Here is a 20,093-nt window from a genome sequence, read left to right on the forward strand (position 1 = left end):
CTTACGCCTCAGCTGTCGAGCCACCAGTTGAGCAGGGTTTCATCCTCATCATCGTCCAGGTTGCGATAGATATTGGCGTAGTACCACTCGACACCGGTGCATTGGCGAAAGCGGTCGAACACTTCACGGATGGCTGCAAAACCGTTACGCGAGGGGATGGCAAGAGTCAGGTTGCCCTTGTAACGACCATCCAGAGTACCACCGAGCAGCGTCTGCACTTCGTCTTGCAGCGTGTCGACAGCCTCCTGGGGCAGGTCGTCGGCATAGATATGAATGCAGAAGTTGCCACCGCGCTGCAGCACTTCGGCACGCTGGTCCGGGTGGTTGATGCGGATGGTGTCGCCACGAGCCAGGTCGAGTGCCAACCCTGGTGACGACAGCAGCTCAAAGGTATTGGCATCGATCTGACGGACCGGCACGCTCTCGAAAGCTGGTTCGCCATTGGATCGGAAATCGACAAAAATGCGGATATGCGCTGAATGCTGGCAATCCATCGGGCACTCCATGGCCGGTGTACAAGGCGCACATGCTAAACCATTGAACATAAAGGCGCGGGCTTGAACCGCGGACGACCGTAAACCGGTCGCAATTCCCGGAGCTGTCATGACTGACCCATTACTTATCCCCTGCCCCCACTGCAACGGCCTCAACCGCATCCCCGGCGAGCGCCTCGGCGACAGCCCTAAATGCGGCCGCTGCAAGAACCCGGTGCTGCTGGGCACGCCGTTCGATCTGCAACAGGGCGATTACGCCAGCCAGATCAAGGGCGACCTGCCGTTGCTGATCGATGTCTGGGCCGACTGGTGCGGGCCGTGCAAGTCGTTTGCGCCGATCTTCGCCCAGGCCGCCGCTCAGCTGAACGGGCGCTGCCGCCTGGCCAAACTGGACAGCGAGGCCAACCAGCAACTGGCCGGGCAATTGGCGATTCGCTCGATCCCCAGCCTGATCCTGTTCAAAAACGGCCGGGAAGTGGCGCGCCAGAGCGGTGCATTCCCACTCCAGCAACTGCTGGAGTGGCTGCGCAGCCAGGGCGTCTAGACGTTTTCTTCGAGCAGAGCGTGCAGCTCGACAAACTGCTGGGTCAGTTTATGCCGAGGCTCCAGGTGAATCAGCGGCAGGCTGGCCTGGTGTGATTCGCGCATCTTCACCGAGCTGTTGAGGTACACCGGCAGCACCGGCAAGCCCTCGGCGATCAACTCGTCGAGCATCTGCTGGGGCAGGCTGGCGCGGGCCTGGAACTGGTTGACGACGATGCCTTCGACCTGCAGCTCTTCGTTGTGATCGTCCTTTAGTTCTTCGATCTCGGCCAGCAGGCCATACAGGGCCTGGCGAGAGAAGCTGTCGCAATCGAAGGGGATCAGCACACGATCGGCAGCGATCAGCGCCGAAACCGCATAAAAATTCAGCGCTGGCGGAGTGTCCAGGTAGATCCGGTCGTAGTCCTCGTCCAGCTCATCGAGCAGTTTGCGCAGCTTGTTGATCTTGTGCTTGGCCTCAAGCTTGGGCTGCAGGTCGGCAAGCTCGGCGGTGGCGGTCACCACATGCAGGTTGTCGAAGGGCGTTTCGTAGATATCGACCTTGTTCTTCTTGGCAAACGGCCCGGACGACAGGGTCTGCTTGAAGAAGTCGGCAATGCCCATGGGAATGTCCTCGCCGGTCAGCCCGGTGAGGTACTGGGTCGAATTGGCCTGGGCATCCAGGTCGATCAGCAGGGTCCGATAGCCTTCATTGGCACTCACCGCTGCCAGGTTGCAGGCAATGCTCGACTTGCCAACGCCACCTTTCTGATTGAATACCACGCGCCGCATGGAAAGACCTCCGTGTGTCTGGGGATGAGCGAGTATGTGCGGCCAATGACGGCTTGACCAGCCGCCAATGGCTCAAGTTTTCGGCGATCCGACCGAATAAACAACACCGCCATTGGTCGGGAAACCTCGGATCGGTCCGACGAATCTTCGGGACCGCTGTCTGTTGCAGACGACAATCCGTACAACCAATATTTGCTACACACCAACTCCACCGGGATAATGCGCGCCACTCGGCGATTGCGCCACACCCCTGTCAGGTCGTTGTTCCGAGTCACTCCCTCGGCAAGGAAGTCCCTCAGGGCGGGAAGTACAGCTAAGTGATCACATTCAATATCAGCCAGTGGCGCGCGTGGGCGCCAGGCCTGCAGACGGCTGCCGATTGGCAGGCCTGGAGCCAGGCACAGCACTGCCCGGCAGTGGCTGAACAGGCACCGGATGTGTCGTTTTTGCCGGCCATGCAGCGCCGGCGCCTGAGTCGACTGGCGCGCATGGCCTTTGCCGTGGGCTGGCCATTGGCCGAAGGAATGCAGGATTTGCCGCTGGTGTTCGTCTCCCGGCATGGCGAAACCCCACGCACCTTCGAGATACTCAGCGACCTGGCCAACGAGCAGCCGCTGTCGCCAACCCAGTTCAGCCTGTCGGTACACAACGCGGTGATCGGCCTGTGGTCGATCATGCGTGGCGAAACCAGCGAAATGACCGCCCTGGCCGCTGCCGGTGACGGTTTCGAACACGGCGTGATGGAAGCCGCCTGCCTGCTGCGCGAAGGCGCCCCGGCAGTGCTGCTGATAATCACTGAAGAACAGCCGCCCGCGGCCTACGGCCCGTGGATCGATGACGTGCCGTTTGCCTACGCCCTGGGCCTGCTGCTGACGCCTGGCGACGACTGGCAACTGACCCTTGGCGATAACAGCGCGGGCGCGGCTGCGAGCGAACCCCATGCCCTGAGCTGGTTGCGTTGCCTGCTCAAGGGCGAAAGCACCTATACCCACACCTGGAAGAGTCGCACATGGAACTGGCAACGCAAGCCATAAGCAGACCACGCGACGCCTATTACTGGCGCCTGCTCGCCACCGCCGTCAGCTTCCTGCTGTTCGGTGTCGGCGGCCTGTGCCTGCGCCTGCTGGTGTTCCCGCTGCTGGCCTGCCTGCCCGGCGACGGCGTACGCCATCGCCAGCGCGCGCGGCACACCATCAGCTGGCTGTTCTGGCGTTTCATTCGTTTCATGGCCGCCAGCGGCGTGCTCACTTATGAGGTCAAGGGCGCGGAAAGACTCGGCCGCCCGGGGCAGATGATCATTGCCAACCACCCGTCGCTGATCGACGTGGTGTTCCTCATCGGCCTGGTTCGCCAGGCCAACTGCGTGGTCAAGCAGAGCCTCTGGCACAACCCCTGCACCCGCGGCCCGGTGCGTTCGGCCGAATACATCAGCAACGACGGCAGCATGGACATGCTCGACAGCGCCGTCGGCGCACTACAAGGCGGCCAGACCCTGATCATCTTCCCCGAAGGCACGCGCACCCAGCCGGGCCAACCGCCGGCCTTCCATCGCGGCGCAGCGGCCATCGCCCTGCGCGGTGCGCAGATCATTACCCCGGTAACCATCAAGGTCACCCCCAGCACCCTGACCAAGGCCGAACCCTGGTACCGCATACCCCAGCGCCGGGTGCATTTCAGCCTGCAGGTCGGTGCCGACATCGACCCGCAGGCCTTCGCCGCACAAGGCCCCGCCCCGCAGGCCTCGCGCAAACTCAACGACTATTTGCATCAGCACTTCACCAAGGAGCTCGCCGAAGATGAGCGATCCACAGAACACCCTTAACCACGACATCAAGCTGTTGATCATCGACGCCCTGGGCCTTGAAGACATCAGCGCCCAGGACATCGGTGACGAGCAGACCCTATTCGGCGAAGGCCTGGGCCTGGATTCGGTGGACGCCCTCGAACTCGGCCTGGCGATCCAGAAGAAGTACGGCATCAAGATCGACGCCGACGCCAAGGACACCCGTAACCACTTCACCAGCGTGGCCAGCCTTGCGGCTTTCGTCACCGCCAAACAGGCAGCCTGAGACAGCACCATGCAAACCCGCGAAGACATCTTCAACACCCTGCGCGATGCCCTGGTCGAACTGTTCGAACTGGACCCGGCCAGCATCAGCCTGGAATCGAACCTGTACCAGGACCTGGAAATCGACAGCATCGACGCGGTCGACCTGATCGATCACATCAAGCGCCAGACCGGCAAAAAAATCGCCGCCGACGAGTTCAAGGCCGTACGTACGGTCAACGACGTGGTCGAGGCGGTCTACCGCCTGGTCAACAACGCGGCATGAAACGCCTGATCGGCCTCGGCCTGCTGCTGGCCGGTCTGCTGTACCCCTTTGCGGTGCATTTTGGCATGGCCCACTTTGCCCCCTGGCAGTTCGGCCTGTTGCTCGGCGGCCTGTGGCTGGCGCGCGCCTTGAGCGAACCGCGGCGCCCCGGCGGGCACTGGATGGCCGTGGCGGCGATTGCCTTCTGCGCGTTGCTGGCGCTGTTCAACAGCCCGCAGCTGCTGCGTTGGTACCCGGTGTTGATCAGCGCGTTCATGCTTGGCCTGTTCGGCCTGAGCCTGAAATTCGGCCCGCCGGTGGCCGAGCGCCTGGCGCGCCTGCGCGAGCCGCAACTGCCCGAGGTGGCGATCCACTACACACGCCAGGTGACCAAGGTCTGGAGCCTGTTCTTCCTGGCCAACGGCCTGGTCGCCGCCGCCCTGACCCTGTGGGCGCCGCTGAGCTGGTGGACCCTGTACAACGGCCTGATCGCCTACGGGCTGATGGGCCTGCTGTTTGCCATTGAATGGCTGATAAGACAACGCGTGCGAGGACGCTCATGAAATGGATTGCTCTTGAGCAACTGCTGCACCCGAGCGACGCGCCGCGCCCGGTAACCTTCGCCCCGGCGCTGGACCACGCGGGCCTGCGCCAGCAAGCCCTGCAACTGGCCGCTGGCCTTGAGCGCCGTGGTGTGAAGCGCATTGCCGTGCACCTGGAAGACGCCGCCGAGCTGGCCGTGGCCCTGCTCGGCGCCTGGCGCGCCGGCGTACAGGTGCTGCTGCCGGCCGACCTGCAAGTCCAGACCCGCCAGCGCTGGCAAGGCGAAGTCGAGCTGTGGCTGAGCGACCAGGCGCAAGACACTGCGCTGGATGCACTGCTGGAAACGCCCCTGGCCGCTGCCCAACTGGACCTGGACGCTTGCCTGCTGAGCCTGTGCACCTCCGGCTCCAGCGGCGAACCCAAGCGCATCGACAAGAGCCTGCGCCAGCTGGCCAATGAAGTGCAGGCCCTGGAACAGCTATGGGGCACAGAGCTGGGCGCTGCGTGCATCATCGGCAGCGTCGCCGCCCAGCACATCTACGGCCTGCTGTTTCGCGTGCTCTGGCCGCTGTGTGCCGGGCGCCCGTTCGTGCGTCGCCAGTTGCCCTTCCCCGAAGACCTGCAGCGCGCCAGCCGCGAGCACCCGGCCTTTGCCTGGGTGGCCAGCCCGGCGCTGCTCAAGCGCATGGGCGACAACCTCGACTGGCCCGCGTTAAGCGCGGTACGCCGGGTGTTTTCCTCCGGCGGCGAGCTGCCGGCCAGCGCCGCCCAGGCCTTGCACCAGCGCCTGCAGCAATGGCCGAGCGAAATTCTCGGCAGCTCGGAAACCGGCGGCATTGCCTGGCGCCAGGGCGACAGCCCGTGGCAACCCTTTGCCGAGGTGCGCCTGAGCCAGAATGAACAGGGTGCGCTGCGTATCGAATCGACCTATTTGCCACCCGGCCATATCGAGCAAAGCGCCGATGCCGTCGAGTTCACCGCTGACGGGCGCTTCCGCCTGCTCGGGCGCCTGGACCGGATCGTCAAACTGGAAGAAAAACGCATCTCCCTACCAATGCTCGAACAGGCCCTGGTCGCCCACGATTGGGTCGAGGAAGCGCGCCTGGCGGTGATCCAGGAAAACCGCGCCAGCCTTGGCGCCCTGCTGGTGCTCAGCGCCGCAGGCCTGCATGCCCTGCGCAATCAGGGCCGACGCGCACTCACCGAAGGCCTGCGCCAGCACCTCAGCCAGCACTGCGAAGCCCTGGCCCTGCCCCGACGCTGGCGGCTGCTGCGGCAACTGCCGTTCAACGCCCAGGGCAAACTGCCCCAGGCCGAGCTCGAAGCCCTGCTGCTGGCACCACGGCCCAAAGGCCCGGAAGTGCTGAGCCAGGCCGAAGTCAACGGCGAACTGCAGTTGCAACTGGCGGTGTCGGCAGACCTTGCCTATTTCAACGGCCACTTCCCGCAGACGCCGGTACTGCCGGGGGTAGTCCAGGTCGACTGGGCGCTGGCGCTCGGGCAACAACTGCTCGACCGGCCACGCCAGTTCGCCGGCATGGAAGTGCTGAAGTTCCAGCAACTGGTGCGCCCCGGCGACCCGCTGCAACTGACCCTGCGCTTCGATGCCGAGCGCGGCAAGCTCTACTTTGCCTACAGCAATGCCGGGGCAGCCTGCTCCAGCGGCCGCATCGTGCTGGAGGCCATCGGTGAATAAACCCTGCGCGGTGATCCCGGTGTACAACCACGAACTGGCGGTGCCAGCGGTAGTTGCCGACCTGCTCGCAGCCGGCCTGCCTTGCGTACTGGTCGACGACGCCAGCAGCCCGGCCTGCGCCGCCGTGCTGCGCCAGCTGGCCGAACAGCAGCAGGTTTATCTGGTGACATTGCAGGTCAACCAGGGCAAGGGCGGCGCGGTCATGGCCGGCCTGCGCGAAGCGGCACGCCTGGGCTTCAGCCATGCCCTGCAGGTGGATGCCGACGGCCAGCACGACCTGGCCGATGTCAGCCGTTTTCTGCAGCAGTCGCAGGCTTATCCACAGGCGCTGATTTGCGGTTATCCACAGTACGACGCCAGTGTGCCCAAGGGCCGCCTGTACGCGCGCTACCTGACTCACGTGTGGGTGTGGATCAACAGCCTGTCGCTGCAGATTCCCGATTCGATGTGCGGCTTTCGCGTCTACCCGCTGCCGCCAACCCTGGCGCTGATCGACGCGGTCAAGCTCGGCAAGCGCATGGACTTCGACCCGGAGATCCTCGTGCGCCTGGCCTGGCGCAACCAGCCGATGCGCTGGCTGCCGACCAAGGTGCATTACCCGGCCGATGGCCTCTCGCACTTTCGTCTGTTCCACGACAACGCCTTGATCTCGAAGATGCACACCAAGCTGTTCTTCGGCATGTTGCTGCGTGCCCCGGCGATCCTCTGGCGGCGGTGGCAGGCATGAGCAACGGCGAACAACACTGGGCCGACCACCAGGAGCGCGGCAGCTTCTGGCTGATGAAGCTGACCGCCTTCGGTATCAAACTGCTCGGCCGACGCCTGCTCAGCCCGGTGCTGTATGGCATCGTCCTGTACTTCTTCGTGTTTGGCCGCCGCGCCCGGCAGAGCATCTGGCAATACCAGCAGCGCCTGGCCGACTGGAGCGGGCAAACCGGCCTGCGCCCCAGCCAGCGGCGGGTGTTCGGCCAGTTCATGGCCTTTGCCGAGGCCCTGCTGGACAAGCTCGACGTGTGGAACGGCAAGCTGCGCCTGGAGCAGATCGAAATCGTCGACCCGGCACAATTGCGCACTCAACTGCGCGCCGAGCGCGGGCAGATGCTGGTCGGCGCGCACCTGGGCAACCTTGAAGTCTGCCGCGCCCTGGCCGAGCTCGGCGAGCAAGTGACCATGAACGTGCTGGTGCACACCAAGCACGCCGAACGCTTCAATCGCCTGCTCGGTGAATCGGGGGCGAGCAACCTGCGCCTGATCCAGGTCAGCGAGCTGGACCCGGCGATCATGTTGCAACTGAGCCAGCGCCTGGACCGCGGCGAATGGCTGGCGATTGCCGGTGACCGCGTGCCACTGCATGGCGCACGCACGGTCGAGACGGATTTTCTCGGCCACCGCGCCGCCTTCCCGCAAGGCCCGTGGTTACTGGCCGGGCTGCTCAAGTGCCGACTCAACCTGTTCTTCTGCCTCAAGCAGCAAGGCCGCTACCAGGTGATTCTCGAACCCTTCGCCGAGGCCATCGAATGGCGCCGCGGCCAGCGCGATCAGGTGATCGCCGACTGGGCCGGGCGCTATGCCGAGCGCCTGGGCCACTATTGCCTGCAAGCGCCGCAGCAATGGTTCAATTTCTACCCTTTCTGGAAGACCGATGACGATGCATCCGCATAAGCCCGTGACCTTCGGCGCGTTGCCGCTGGCAATCGAAGACGTCCTCGCCCTGGCCAATCGCCAGACCGAAACCCGCCTGCAGGACGACGCCGAGTACCGCGCGCGGATTGCCCGTGGCGCGCAGTTCCTCGACTCGCTGCTGGACAAGGAAGGGGTGATCTACGGCGTGACCACCGGCTACGGTGACTCGTGCGTGGTGGCGGTGCCGCTGGAGCATGTTGAAGCGCTGCCCAAGCACCTGTACACCTTCCACGGCTGTGGCCTCGGCCAATTGCTCGATGCACCGGCCACCCGCGCGGTGCTGGCCGCCCGCTTGCAGTCGCTGTGCCATGGCGTGTCCGGGGTGCGCGTCGAGCTGCTGGAGCGCCTGCAGGCGTTTCTTGCCCACGACATCCTGCCGCTGATTCCCCAGGAAGGCTCGGTGGGCGCCAGCGGCGACCTGACGCCGCTGTCCTACGTGGCCGCCACCCTGTCGGGCGAGCGCGAGGTCCTGTACCGCGGCGAGCGCCGCAGCGCCGCCGACGTCCATCGTGAACTGGGCTGGCAGCCGCTGGTGCTGCGGCCCAAGGAAGCCCTGGCGCTGATGAACGGCACCGCGGTGATGACCGGCCTGGCCTGCCTGGCCTTCGCCCGCGCCGATTACCTGCTCAAGCTGGCCACGCGCATCACCGCGCTGAACGTGGTCGCCCTGCAAGGCAACCCGGAGCACTTCGACGAGCGCCTGTTCGCCGCCAAGCCCCACCCGGGGCAAATGCAGGTGGCCGCCTGGTTGCGCCAGGATCTGGCCATCGACGCACCAACCGCGCCGCTGCACCGCCTGCAGGACCGCTACTCGCTGCGCTGCGCACCGCATGTGCTCGGTGTGCTGGCCGACAGCCTGGGCTGGCTGCGCGGTTTTATCGAGACCGAACTGAACAGTGCCAACGACAACCCGATCATCGACGCCGAAGCCGAACGCGTGCTGCACGGCGGGCATTTTTACGGCGGCCATATCGCCTTCGCCATGGACAGCCTGAAGAACCTGGTGGCCAATGTCGCCGACCTGCTCGACCGCCAGCTCGCGCTGCTGGTCGACAGCCGCTACAACCATGGCCTGCCGAGCAACCTGTCGGGCGCCAGCGCCGAGCGGGCGATGCTCAACCACGGCTTCAAGGCGGTGCAGATCGGCGCCAGCGCATGGACTGCCGAAGCGTTGAAGAACACCATGCCGGCCAGCGTATTCTCGCGCTCCACCGAGTGCCACAACCAGGACAAAGTGAGCATGGGCACCATCGCCGCCCGCGATGCCCTGCGCACGCTCGAACTGACCGAACAGGTTGCCGCCGCGACCTTGCTGGCGGCCAACCAGGGTGTCTGGCTGCGCGGCCGCGAAGCCGACGCCCGCGACCTACCGCCAGCACTGGCCCAGATGCACGCCGCGCTGCTCGAAGACTTCGCCCCGGTCATCGAAGACCGTGCCCTGGAAGGCGACCTGCGCCTGTGCCTGAGCCGAATAGCCGAACAACACTGGAGGCTGCATGCGTAGTCAGGGAGTGTTGCACGTCGATAGCGAAGTGCTGGTGCCGTTCTTCGATGTCGACAGCATGCTGGTGGTCTGGCACGGCCACTACGTCAAATACCTCGAGGTGGCGCGCTGCGCGCTGCTCGACAGGCTCGAACACAACTACCTGCAGATGCAGGCCTCCGGCTTCGCCTGGCCGGTGATCGACCTGCAGCTGCGCTATGTGCGTGGCGCCACCTTCGGCCAGCGCCTGAACGTGCGCGCCAGCCTGGTGGAGTGGGAGAACCGCCTGAAGATCAACTACCTGATCAGCGATGCCGTCACTGGCGCACGCATGACCCGCGCCAGCTCGGTGCAGGTCGCGGTCGAGATCGCCAGCGGCGAGATGCAACTGGCCTCGCCGCAGGTGATGATCGACGCTGTGAACAAGGTGCTGCCATGAAGACGCTGTTGCGTGGCCTGCTGTGCCTTGGCCTGCTGGCCAGCTGCACCCTGGCCCACGCCTTTGGCCTCGATGACCTGAGCAAGCAACTGGGCGAACCTGCGGTCATCAAGGGCCCGTTCATCCAGGAAAAGCACCTGCGTGCCCTGCCACAGCCACTGGTCAGCAAAGGCCAGTTCGTGCTCGCCCGTGACCATGGCCTGCTGTGGCTGCTGCAAACGCCGCTCAAGCAGGACTACCGCCTCAACGCCCAGGGCATCGCCCGCCGCGACCCGTCCGGCTGGCAGATGCTGCCGGGCAAGAGCGCCGGCGCCGAGCAGAACCGCCTGTTCTTCGCCGTGCTGCAAGGCGACAGCAGCGGCCTGCAGCGTGACTTCGAGCTGAGCCTGCAAGGCGATGCCCAGCACTGGCAACTGCGCCTGACTCCGCGCTCGCTGCTGCTCAAGCAGGTGTTCAGCCAGATCGATATCGAGGGCGGGCGCTACGTCGAACGCATCCAGTTGCTGGAAACCCAGGGCGACAGCACGGTGCTACGCATGCCATCGAGCAGCAGCGCCAGCCTGACCGACACGGAGCGCCGCGATTTTGCCGAGTGAGCGCCTGTTGCCACGGCTGTTTTTGTTGTTGCTGATCGCTGTGCTGGCCCTCGCCGGCTGGCAATGGCACCGCGCCGCGCCGTTGTCTGCCGACCTGATGACGCTGGTGCCCGGCGCCACCCAGGACCCGCTGATGCAACGCGCCGAACAGCGTATGCAGGAGCCGCTGAACCGCGAGATGCTGGTGCTGGTCGGCCATCCCCAGCGTGACCAGGCCATCGCCCTGGCCCAGCGCCTGGCCGGGCAATGGCAGGCCAGCGGCCTGTTCGAGAAGGTCCAGTGGAGCCTGCAAACCGACCTGCAGGCATTGCGCGAGCAGTTGCTGCAAGGGCGCCTGGCGATGCTCTCGCGCGCCGACCGCAGCAGCCTGGTCGATAACCCGCAAGGCTTTATCGAGCAGCGCGTGCAGAGCCTCTACGATCCCTTTGCCGGCTTCAGCCTGGTGCCCAGCCAGGACGACTGGCTGGGCCTGACCGGGCGCATCCAGAACAGCCAGCCACGCCCTGCTGCGGTACAACTGGACACCGCCAGCGGCGCGCTGCTGGCCGAGGCCGACGGCCAGCACTGGGTGCTGCTGCGCGCGCGCACCCTGGGCAATGCGTTCGACCTGCAACTGCCGCTGCAGGTCGCCGACCTGCTCGCCGCCAGCCGGGTTGAAGCCGGGCAGCGCGGCGCCCGCCTGCTGGCCGCCAGCGGCTTGCTGTATGCCGCCAGCGGCCAGCGCCAGGCCAGCCAGGAAATCACCTGGGTTGGCGGCGGCGCCACGGTCGGCATCCTCTTGCTGTTGCTGCTGACGTTCCGGCGCCTGCGGGTGTTGCTGGCGTTCATGCCGGTGCTGGTCGGCATGCTGTTCGGTGCGGTGGCCTGCGTGGCGCTGTTCGGCCAGATGCACGTGATGACCCTGGTGCTCGGCTCAAGCCTGATCGGTGTCGCCGTCGACTACCCGCTGCACTACCTGTCCAAGAGCTGGAGCCTGCGCCCCTGGCGTGCCTGGCCGGCCTTGCGGCTGACCTTGCCGGGCCTGAGCCTGAGCCTGGCCACCAGTTGCATCGGCTACCTGGCCCTGGCCTTCACGCCGTTCCCGGCCCTGACCCAGATCGCCGTGTTTTCCGCCGCCGGCCTGGTCGGCGCCTACCTCAGCGCCGTGTGCCTGCTGCCGGCATTGCTCAAGGGTATCGAGCTGCAGCCGGCGCAATGGCCGCTGCGCATTGCCCAATGGTTGGTGGACCTGCGTCTGAAGCTACTGAACAACGTGCCAAGCCCGGTGTTGCTCGGCCTGCTGATCCTGTTTTGCGCGGCGGGCCTGTGGCAGCTGGACAGCCGCAACGACATCCGCCAGTGGGTCGGCAGCCCGCCGCAACTGCTCGAAGAAGCCCAGGCCGTGGCACGCATCACCGGTTACCAGCCCACCAGCCAGTTCTACCTGGTTCGCGGCGCCGACCAGACGCAGTTGCTGGGTCGCCTGCAAGCGCTGAGCACGCGGCTCGATGAACTGGTCGAAACCGACAAGCTCAAGGGCTACATGGCCCTCAGCCAACTGGTCGCCAGCCCTGCCGAGCAGCAACAGGTACGCGATGCACTGGGCAGCCTGCCACTGCAGCCGCTGCTGGCCCTGGGCGTACCGCAAAGCGCGTTAAAGGCGGAACTGGCAAAAGTGCAGGCCTTGCCTACCCTCGACATCGATCACGCCCTCAGCGGCCCGCTGGGCGAGCCCTGGCGCACCCTGTGGCTGGGCGCCGATGGCCAGGGCGTGGCCGCCATCGTCAGCCTCCAGGGCTTGAACGATCCGGCATTGCTGCGCCTGCAAGCCGACGACCTCGACGGCGTGCAACTGGTCGACCGCCTCGGCGACCTCAACCGGGTGTTTGCCGCCACCCAGGTCAGCGCCGCCGAGCTCAAGCTGTTGTCGTGCGCGCTGATCGTGGTGTTGCTGATCCTGCCGTTCGGCCTCGGCGGTGCCCTGCGCATCGTCGCCCTGCCGCTACTCGCCGCGTTGTGCAGCCTGGCCTGCCTGGGCTGGCTGGGCCAGCCGCTGACCCTGTTCAGCCTGTTCGGCCTGCTGCTGGTGACCGCCATCAGCGTCGACTACGCGATCCTCATGCATGAGCAGATCGGCGGCGCCGCCGTCAGCCTGCTCGGCACCCTGCTGGCGGCGACCACCACCTGGCTGTCGTTCGGCCTGCTGGCGGTGTCGAGCACCCCGGCGGTGAGCAACTTTGGCCTGGCGGTGAGCCTCGGCCTGGCCTTCAGTTTTGTCCTGGCGCCCTGGGCTGCCACCGGCCACAAGGAACAGGCGGCATGAGTATCGTGTTGTTCTGGGTCCTGGCCCTGGCACTGTTCTGGATCGCCAGTGAGCTGGGCCGGCGCCTGGGGCTGATCCCGATTGTCAGCCAGTTGCTGCTGGCGACCCTCGGCCTGCCGCTGCTGATGCTGTTCTGGGTCGAGCCGCACTGGCAGCTCAGTGGCGCTGCGCTGGTGGCGCCGTCCTGGCTGAAAACCCTGTATGGCCTGAGTTTCGCCCTGCTGCTGGGGCATATTCTGGCTGACGTGGTGGAGCTGAAGTTCGACCGCCAGAGCCTGAAGATCGCCCTGCCGAGCTTCTTGGTGCCCTTTGCCTGTGGCCTGGCCTGCGGCGCCTTGCTGCTGCCGACGCAGCCCTGGCTGACCACCCTGGCGCTTGGGCTGGTGTTCGCCATCACCGCCATTCCGGTGCTCTACCTGTACCTGCGCAACATTGACTATCCGCCCGCAGCGACCCGGCGTCTGATGCAGTCGGCGATCCTCATCGACCTGACCTGCTGGCTGCTGTTTGGCCTGGGCAAGGGTAGCCTCGACCCCGTGAGCCTGCTGCTGCCCGTGCTGGGCGCCTGCCTGCCGCTGCCACTCTACGCCCTTGGCCTGCGCCGGCCGTGGGTCTACAGCCTGGGCTTTTTCGCCCTGCTGTTCGTTGCCGAGCACTACCGCCTCAATGCGTTGATTTTCGGTATCGGCTACCTGTGCTGCCTGGCCTGGCTCAAGCTGCCACTGCACATGCCGCTGTCGGCGCTGTGGATAAAACGCCTGCAGAACGGCATTGCGATCCCGCTGATCATGACCTTCGGCATCATCCAGATCGATATCCACAACGTGCTGCAGGGCTTCGATGCCATCCAGTTGAGTGCCTTGCTGCTGTTACCGATCGTCAGCAAGCTGCTCGGCAACTGGCTGGGCCTGTGCTGGGCGACGCCGTCGTTCGCCGGCGCGAGCAAATGGCGGGAAAGCCTGCTGCTCAATATTCGCGGCTTGAGCGAGATCGTCTTTCTCAACCTGCTGCTGCAACAACAGCTGATCAGCCCGGCGCTGTACTTCGCGCTGATGCTGATGAGCCTGGTCGCCACGCTGATGCCCGCGCTGGCCGGCCTGCACCGGATTCCATTGAAGACTGCCCAACCGGCAAGGAGGCCTTATGCCGAACACTGAACTGCAACAACGGCAGGTATTGATCATCGGCGCCGGTCCGTCCGGCGCCATCGCCGGGGCCTTGCTCAAGCGCAATGGCCACGACGTACTGATCATCGAGCGCCAGCGCTTTCCGCGCTTTTCCATCGGCGAGAGCCTGCTGTCGCACTGCATCGACTTCGTCGAGGAAGCCGGCATGCTCCCGGCCCTCGAAGCGGCAGGCTTCCAGCGCAAGAACGGCGCGGCCTTCGCCTGGGGCGAGGAATACAGCGCGTTTGATTTTGGCGACACCTTCAGCAACGGCAAGCCAAGCACCTTCCAGGTCCAGCGCGCCCAGTTCGACCAGTTGCTGGCCGACCAGGCCGCTGCCCAGGGCGTGGAAATCCGCTACGAAGAAGAGATCATCGCCGCCGACTTCGAGCGTGCCCGCCCGCAGCTGCGCGTGCGCCGCCTGGATGGCAGCGAGTACCGCGTCGAAGCTGAGTTTGTCCTCGATGCCAGCGGTTATGGCCGCGTCCTGCCGCGCCTGCTGGACCTCGAAGCGCCGTCGAGCTTTCCGGTGCGCCAGGCGGTGTTCACCCACATCGAAGACCGCATCGACCACCCGGCGTTCGACCGCGAAAAAATCCTCATCACCACCCATCCGCAGCACCGCGATATCTGGTTCTGGACCATTCCCTTCAGCAACGGCCGCTGCTCCCTGGGCGTGGTCGCCGCCGCCGAGCACTTTGCCGCCGCGCCGGCTGACCTGGATGCCTGCCTGAAAGACTTCGTCGCCCAGACCCCAAGCCTGGCCAAGGTGCTGGCCAACGCCGTGTGGGACACCCCGGCGCGGACCATCGGCGGCTACTCGGCCAACGTCAAGACCCTGCACGGCCCGGGCTTTGCCCTGCTCGGCAACGCCGCCGAATTCCTCGATCCGGTGTTTTCCTCCGGGGTAACCATCGCCATGCGCTCGGCGAGCATGGCCGCCGGCGTGCTGCACCGCCAGCTGCAAGGTGAAAACGTCGACTGGCAGAGCGAGTTCGCCGAGCCGCTCAAGCGCGGCGTCGATACCTTCCGCGCCTATGTCGAAGGCTGGTACAACGGCAGCTTCCAGGACGTCATCTACCACCCGGCCAGCTCGCCGGAAATCCGCGCGATGATCAGCTCGATCCTCGCCGGTTATGCCTGGGACCCGCGCAACCCGTTCGTGGCCGAGCCCAAGCGGCGCCTGCGCATGCTCGCCGAAGTCTGTGCAAGGACGGCAGCATGAGCCAACAACCCTTCCTCAGCGACAGCTACGTCGAGGAAACCCGCTTCGGCTTCTGGTTCCTGCGTAGCCATACCTGGCAGCACCACGTGCTGCGGGTGGCGATCAACGACCTGCGCCGGCTGTTCGACGCGCCGCTGCCGCAAGCACCGGTGCTGCTCGATGCCGGCTGCGGCCAGGGCAAGTCGTTCCAGTACCTGCAGCAGGTGTTCAGCCCCGGCCAGTTGCTGGGCACCGACGCCGACCCGCACAGCCTCGAACTGAGCCAGGCCGAGGCCCGGCGCCTGGGGCTGAATGTCGAGCTGCGCGGCAGTGACTGCGCGGCCTTGCAGTTTGCCGACAACAGCGTCGACATGCTCTTTTGCCACCAGACCTTCCACCACCTGGTCGAGCAGGAAAAGGCCCTGGCCGAGTTCTACCGGGTGCTCAAGCCCAGCGGCTACCTGCTGTTCGCCGAGTCCACCGAAGCCTATATCGACACCTGGGTGATCCGCTGGCTGTTCCGTCACCCCATGCATGTACAGAAAAGCGCCGAACAGTACCTGCAGATGCTGCGCGACCAGGGCTTCGAATTCGGCGCGCAGAATGTCTCTTACCCGTACCTGTGGTGGAGCCGTTCCAGCGACTTCGGCCTGCTCGAACGCTTCGGCCTGCGCAAGCCGCCGCCCGTCGGCCAGCGCGAAGAAACCCTGGTCAACGTGGTGGCGCGCAAACCATTGAACCCCACCGAGCCGAGTGCATGAAACGCCTGTTGCTGATCCTCGCCTTTGCCCTGCTGAGCGCCTGCGCCAGCCGGGTGCCGCTGCCCACGCAAATGCCGGCGCTGACGCTGCCGATGCAGCTGCATATTCAGCGCCAACAGGCGGGGCAAAGCCAGGACTGGCTGCTGGTGATCCAGCGCGAAGACGCCAGCCTGCGCTGGTCGTTGCTGGACTTGCTGGGCATTCCGCAGGCACGGCAGTTGCTCAACGACGGCCAGTGGCAAGCCGATGGCCTGCTGCCACCCAACCCGGGTGCCCGTGAACTGTTCGCCGCCCTGCTGTTCGCCATGACCCCGGCCGAGCAGGTGCAAACGCTCTACCCCGGCGCCCGCCAGCAAGGCCAGCAACGCTGGCTGGGTGAGCGCTGGCATGTCGACTACCGACAAGCCGACGACTTCACCTTGAACCTGGGCCAGGGCCTGCGTTATCTAGTCAGCCCACTGCCCAGCGAGAACACGCCATGACCGCTTACCTCAATGCCCTGGGCCTGGTCTGCGCCCTGGGGCGCGGCCAGGCCGAAGTTGCCCGCAAACTGTTTGCCGGCGACTGCTCGGGCATGCGCGTCGAGGAGGGCTGGGTAGCGCAGCGCAGCCTGCCGGTAGCAGCCGTGCACGGCGAACTGCCCGAGCTGCCTGCCGGCCTGCAGGCCCACCAAAGCCGCAACAACCAGTTGCTGCTGGAGGCCTGCCTGCAGATCAGCTCAGCGATCGAAGCGGCCATCGCCCGCTTTGGCCGCCCGCGCATCGGTATCGTCCTGGGCACCAGCACCTCGGGCATCAAGGAGGCCAGCGAGGGCATCGCCCACTACCTGCGCGAGCAACAATTTTCGCCCAGCTACGACTATGCCCAGCAGGAGCTCAGCGCCCCGGCCAATTTCCTTGCCGACTGGCTGCAACTGAGCGGCCCGGCCTATGTGATTTCCACCGCCTGCACTTCCAGCGCCCGGGCCTTGATGAGCGCCCGGCGCCTGCTCGACCTGGGGCTGTGCGATGCGGTGATCTGCGGCGGTGTCGACAGCCTGTGCAAGCTGACCCTCAACGGCTTCAGCTCCCTCGAGGCGGTGAGCGCCGAGCGCTGCAACCCGTTCTCGGTCAACCGCAATGGCATCAACATCGGCGAAGCGGCGGTACTGTTCCTGATGACTCGCGATACCAACCACGAAGGCCCCGGCATTGCCCTGCTCGGTGCCGGTGCCAGCTCCGATGCGCACCATATCTCGGCGCCAGAGCCCGGCGGCAAGGGCGCCTTGCAGGCCATGCGCAAGGCGCTGGACAATGCCTGCCTGCAACCACAAGACATCGACTACCTGAACCTGCACGGCACCGCCACCCGGCACAACGACGCCATGGAAAGCCTGGCCGTGCATGAACTGTTTGGCAGCCAGCTGGCCTGCTCGTCGAGCAAGCCGATGACCGGCCACACCCTGGGCGCCGCCGGTGCACTGGAAGCGGCGTTCTGCTGGCTGAGCCTGGCCGCCGGCAATACCGAAGGGCGCCTGCCGCCGCATGTCTGGGATGGCGTCGATGACCCGCAGTTGCCAGCCCTGAACCTGGCCGATGCCAGCCAGCGCCTGCCGGCCAGCGGCCCGCGACGCCTGATGAGCAACTCGTTCGCCTTCGGTGGCAACAATGTCAGCCTGATTCTCGGAGACACCCCATGATCACCTGGCCACTGGCCGAACTGCTGCCGCACGCCGGCGACATGATCCTTATCGATCAGGTCGAGTCGTTCGATGAAGAGCAGATCCATACCCACCTGACCGTACGCCCCGGCGGCCTGTTCAACCGCGCCGACGGCAGCCTGCCGGCCTGGGTCGGCATCGAGCTGATGGCCCAGAGCGTGGCCGCCTATGCCGGTTGCCGCGCGCGCCAGCAAGGCCAGCCGGTGGAGCTGGGCTTTTTGCTCGGCACGCGTAAATTCGAATGCAATGTCGAACATTTCCCTGCCGGTGCCCACTTGCGCATCCATGCCCTGCGCTCGCTCGAAGACGACAACGGCATGGGCGTGTTCGAGTGTCACCTGCGCGGCCCGGGCATCCATGCCATGGCCCGTTTGAACGTTTTTCGCCCGCCGCAGGTGGCCAGCTACCTGGCCGAAGCGGGCCCTGAGGAGTCCCCCCATGACTGACACCATCCTGGTCACCGGTTCCAGCCGTGGCATTGGCCGGGCCATTGCCCTGCGCCTGGCGCACGCCGGTTTCGACCTGGTCCTGCATTGCCGAAACGGGCGCAGTGAAGCCGACGCCGTTGCCGCAGAAGTCCGGGGCCTGGGCCAGCAAGCCCGCGTGCTGCAGTTCGACGTCGCCGACCGCGCCGCCTGCGCGGCCATCCTCACTGATGACGTAGAAACCCACGGCGCCTACTACGGTGTGGTCTGCAACGCCGGCCTGACCCGCGACGGCGCCTTCCCGGCGCTGACCGAAGACGACTGGGACCAGGTGCTGCGCACCAACCTCGACGGTTTCTACAACGTCCTGCACCCACTGATGATGCCGATGATCCGCCGGCGCAAAGCCGGGCGTATCGTCTGCATCACCTCGGTGTCGGGCATGATCGGCAACCGTGGCCAGGTCAACTACAGCGCCTCCAAGGCCGGCGTCATCGGCGCCGCCAAGGCCCTGGCAATCGAGCTGGGCAAGCGCAAGATCACCGTCAACTGCGTTGCCCCGGGGTTGATCGATACCGCCATGCTCGACGAGCACGTACCGGTTGAAGAGCTGCTGAAGATGATCCCGGCACAACGCATGGGCACCCCGGAAGAAGTCGCCAGCGCGGTGAACTTCCTGATGTCGGCCGAAGCCGCCTACATTACCCGTCAGGTGCTGGCGGTCAACGGAGGCCTGTGCTGATGAAACGTGTGGTCGTCACCGGCATGGCCGGTATCACCTCGCTGGGCAGCGACTGGCAGACCATTGCCGGCAACTTCGCCAGCAACCGCAGCGGCATTCGCCGCATGGATGAATGGGACCGTTTCGAGGAGCTCAATACGCGCCTGGCCGGCCCCATCGACGATTTCAAGGTGCCGAGCGGCTGGACCCGCAAGCAGCTGCGCAGCATGGGTCGGGTCTCGCGCCTGGCCGTGGCGGCAGCGCAGAACGCCCTGCGCGACGCCGGCCTGCTCGACGACCCGTCGATCCGCGACGGGCGCATGGGCGTGGCCTGCGGCTCGTCCACCGGCAGTACCGACGAGATCAAGGCGTTCGGCAACATGCTGCTCAACTCGGTGGCCGAAGGCCTCAACGCCAACTCCTACGTGCGCATGATGCCGCACACCACCGCAGCCAATATCAGTATCTTCTTCGGCCTCACCGGGCGCCTGATCCCGACCTCCAGCGCCTGCACCAGCGGCAGCCAGGGCATCGGCTATGCCTATGAAGCGATCAAGTTCGGCCGCCTGCCGCTGATGCTCGCCGGCGGCGCCGAAGAGCTGTGCCCGACCGAGGCGATGGTCTTCGACGCGCTGTACGCCACCAGCCTCAAGAACGACACCCCGCACAAGAGCCCGAGCCCCTACGACAGCGGTCGCGATGGCCTGGTGATCGGCGAAGGCGGCGGCATGCTGGTGCTCGAAGAGCTCGAGCACGCCCTGGCCCGGGGCGCGCACATTTATGCCGAGATCGTCGGCTTTGGCAGCAACGCCGACGGCCAGCACACCACCCGCCCGGAGCAGGCGACCATGCGCCGGGCCATGGAGCTGGCGCTGGAAGACGCAAACCTCACGCCGGCTGCCATTGGCTACGTCAACGGCCACGGCACCGCCACCGAGCAGGGCGACATCGCCGAAACCCTGGCCACCAGCAGCCTTTTCGGCCCGCGCATGCCGATCAGCTCGCAAAAAAGCTTCCTCGGCCACACCCTCGGTGCTTGCGGCGCGCTGGAGTCCTGGTTCAGCATCGAGATGATGAACAGCGACCGCTATGTGCACACCCTCAACCTTGAGCACATCGACCCGCGCTGCGGCGAGCTGGACTACCTGTGCGGCGAGTTTCGCAGCATGAGTCACGACTACGTGATGAACAACAACTTCGCCTTTGGCGGGGTCAACACCTCGCTGATTTTCCGTCGCTGGACCTGACCTCAAAC

General features: G+C 65.6%; 23 protein-coding genes. 21 read left to right on the forward strand and 2 right to left on the reverse strand.

Features of this window, described 5'->3' with window-relative positions; all coding sequences use genetic code 11:
* Positions 1-8: 8 nt before the first annotated feature.
* Positions 9-494, reverse strand: a complete 486-nt coding sequence (locus JYG36_RS25695) for a DUF4265 domain-containing protein (RefSeq protein WP_123564839.1) — start codon at positions 492-494, stop codon at positions 9-11.
* Between the two features lie 109 nt (positions 495-603).
* Here JYG36_RS25695 and trxC point away from each other — a divergent pair, with 109 nt between their 5' ends.
* Positions 604-1,038, forward strand: a complete 435-nt coding sequence (gene trxC, locus JYG36_RS25700) for a thioredoxin TrxC (RefSeq protein WP_213602703.1) — start codon at positions 604-606, stop codon at positions 1,036-1,038.
* Here the strand turns inward: trxC and JYG36_RS25705 are convergent.
* On the reverse strand, positions 1,035-1,808 hold the full coding sequence (locus JYG36_RS25705; RefSeq protein WP_213602705.1) for a ParA family protein: 774 nt from the start codon (positions 1,806-1,808) through the stop codon (positions 1,035-1,037). The two genes, trxC and JYG36_RS25705, sit on opposite strands and share 4 nt — an antisense overlap.
* A 317-nt stretch (positions 1,809-2,125) precedes the next feature.
* Here JYG36_RS25705 and JYG36_RS25710 point away from each other — a divergent pair, with 317 nt between their 5' ends.
* Genes JYG36_RS25710 through JYG36_RS25805 form a run of 20 tightly spaced genes read left to right on the forward strand, consistent with a single transcriptional unit; the run spans position 2,126 to position 20,085 of the window.
* Positions 2,126-2,842 carry a beta-ketoacyl synthase chain length factor gene (locus JYG36_RS25710; protein WP_045193924.1) on the forward strand — a complete coding sequence of 239 codons (717 nt, stop codon included), beginning with the start codon at positions 2,126-2,128 and terminating at the stop codon, positions 2,840-2,842.
* Positions 2,818-3,630 carry a lysophospholipid acyltransferase family protein gene (locus JYG36_RS25715; RefSeq protein WP_093377098.1) on the forward strand — a complete coding sequence of 271 codons (813 nt, stop codon included), beginning with the start codon at positions 2,818-2,820 and terminating at the stop codon, positions 3,628-3,630. Before JYG36_RS25710 ends, JYG36_RS25715 begins: the two co-directional genes overlap by 25 nt.
* Positions 3,605-3,877: a phosphopantetheine-binding protein gene (locus JYG36_RS25720; RefSeq protein ID WP_010222262.1), complete on the forward strand. Its 273-nt coding sequence runs from the start codon at positions 3,605-3,607 to the stop codon at positions 3,875-3,877. Before JYG36_RS25715 ends, JYG36_RS25720 begins: the two co-directional genes overlap by 26 nt.
* Positions 3,878-3,886: 9 nt before the next feature.
* Positions 3,887-4,141, forward strand: coding sequence for an acyl carrier protein (locus JYG36_RS25725; RefSeq protein WP_045193926.1), 255 nt, complete (start codon positions 3,887-3,889; stop codon positions 4,139-4,141).
* On the forward strand, positions 4,138-4,683 hold the full coding sequence (locus JYG36_RS25730) for a COG4648 family protein (RefSeq protein WP_195885482.1): 546 nt from the start codon (positions 4,138-4,140) through the stop codon (positions 4,681-4,683). The genes JYG36_RS25725 and JYG36_RS25730 overlap by 4 nt, the downstream gene beginning before the upstream one ends.
* Complete coding sequence (locus JYG36_RS25735) at positions 4,680-6,359, forward strand: acyl-CoA synthetase family protein (RefSeq protein WP_213602707.1); 1,680 nt, start codon at positions 4,680-4,682, stop codon at positions 6,357-6,359. The genes JYG36_RS25730 and JYG36_RS25735 overlap by 4 nt, the downstream gene beginning before the upstream one ends.
* A complete protein-coding gene (locus JYG36_RS25740; protein WP_045193929.1) occupies positions 6,352-7,086 on the forward strand; it encodes a glycosyltransferase family 2 protein in 735 nt (244 codons plus the stop codon). Before JYG36_RS25735 ends, JYG36_RS25740 begins: the two co-directional genes overlap by 8 nt.
* Positions 7,083-8,021 (forward strand): lysophospholipid acyltransferase family protein, encoded by a 939-nt coding sequence (locus JYG36_RS25745; RefSeq protein WP_213602708.1) that lies wholly within the window; start codon positions 7,083-7,085, stop codon positions 8,019-8,021. Before JYG36_RS25740 ends, JYG36_RS25745 begins: the two co-directional genes overlap by 4 nt.
* Entirely contained in the window at positions 8,002-9,546 is a 1,545-nt protein-coding gene (locus JYG36_RS25750) for an HAL/PAL/TAL family ammonia-lyase (protein ID WP_093377102.1), read from the forward strand. The genes JYG36_RS25745 and JYG36_RS25750 overlap by 20 nt, the downstream gene beginning before the upstream one ends.
* Positions 9,539-9,964, forward strand: coding sequence for an acyl-CoA thioesterase (locus tag JYG36_RS25755; RefSeq protein WP_045193932.1), 426 nt, complete (start codon positions 9,539-9,541; stop codon positions 9,962-9,964). Before JYG36_RS25750 ends, JYG36_RS25755 begins: the two co-directional genes overlap by 8 nt.
* Positions 9,961-10,560 (forward strand): outer membrane lipoprotein carrier protein LolA, encoded by a 600-nt coding sequence (locus JYG36_RS25760; RefSeq protein ID WP_093377106.1) that lies wholly within the window; start codon positions 9,961-9,963, stop codon positions 10,558-10,560. The genes JYG36_RS25755 and JYG36_RS25760 overlap by 4 nt, the downstream gene beginning before the upstream one ends.
* The gene (locus JYG36_RS25765) at positions 10,550-12,862 is read left to right on the forward strand and encodes an MMPL family transporter (RefSeq protein WP_213602709.1); all 2,313 of its coding nucleotides are present in this window, start codon (positions 10,550-10,552) and stop codon (positions 12,860-12,862) included. Before JYG36_RS25760 ends, JYG36_RS25765 begins: the two co-directional genes overlap by 11 nt.
* Positions 12,859-14,019 carry a cation:proton antiporter gene (locus JYG36_RS25770; protein WP_195885477.1) on the forward strand — a complete coding sequence of 387 codons (1,161 nt, stop codon included), beginning with the start codon at positions 12,859-12,861 and terminating at the stop codon, positions 14,017-14,019. Before JYG36_RS25765 ends, JYG36_RS25770 begins: the two co-directional genes overlap by 4 nt.
* Positions 14,006-15,253 (forward strand): NAD(P)/FAD-dependent oxidoreductase, encoded by a 1,248-nt coding sequence (locus JYG36_RS25775; protein WP_045193936.1) that lies wholly within the window; start codon positions 14,006-14,008, stop codon positions 15,251-15,253. Before JYG36_RS25770 ends, JYG36_RS25775 begins: the two co-directional genes overlap by 14 nt.
* Positions 15,250-15,993, forward strand: a complete 744-nt coding sequence (locus JYG36_RS25780; protein WP_213602711.1) for a class I SAM-dependent methyltransferase — start codon at positions 15,250-15,252, stop codon at positions 15,991-15,993. The genes JYG36_RS25775 and JYG36_RS25780 overlap by 4 nt, the downstream gene beginning before the upstream one ends.
* Entirely contained in the window at positions 15,990-16,475 is a 486-nt protein-coding gene (locus JYG36_RS25785; RefSeq protein WP_213602713.1) for a hypothetical protein, read from the forward strand. The genes JYG36_RS25780 and JYG36_RS25785 overlap by 4 nt, the downstream gene beginning before the upstream one ends.
* Complete coding sequence (locus JYG36_RS25790) at positions 16,472-17,671, forward strand: beta-ketoacyl-[acyl-carrier-protein] synthase family protein (RefSeq protein ID WP_213602714.1); 1,200 nt, start codon at positions 16,472-16,474, stop codon at positions 17,669-17,671. Before JYG36_RS25785 ends, JYG36_RS25790 begins: the two co-directional genes overlap by 4 nt.
* Positions 17,668-18,138 carry a hotdog family protein gene (locus JYG36_RS25795; protein ID WP_093377133.1) on the forward strand — a complete coding sequence of 157 codons (471 nt, stop codon included), beginning with the start codon at positions 17,668-17,670 and terminating at the stop codon, positions 18,136-18,138. The genes JYG36_RS25790 and JYG36_RS25795 overlap by 4 nt, the downstream gene beginning before the upstream one ends.
* On the forward strand, positions 18,131-18,859 hold the full coding sequence (fabG, locus tag JYG36_RS25800) for a 3-oxoacyl-ACP reductase FabG (protein ID WP_213602715.1): 729 nt from the start codon (positions 18,131-18,133) through the stop codon (positions 18,857-18,859). Before JYG36_RS25795 ends, fabG begins: the two co-directional genes overlap by 8 nt.
* Positions 18,859-20,085: a beta-ketoacyl-ACP synthase gene (locus JYG36_RS25805; protein WP_093377139.1), complete on the forward strand. Its 1,227-nt coding sequence runs from the start codon at positions 18,859-18,861 to the stop codon at positions 20,083-20,085. The genes fabG and JYG36_RS25805 overlap by 1 nt, the downstream gene beginning before the upstream one ends.
* Positions 20,086-20,093 lie beyond the last annotated feature (8 nt).

The organism is Pseudomonas sp. SORT22, assembly GCF_018417635.1.
Classification (GTDB): Bacteria; Pseudomonadota; Gammaproteobacteria; order Pseudomonadales; family Pseudomonadaceae; genus Aquipseudomonas.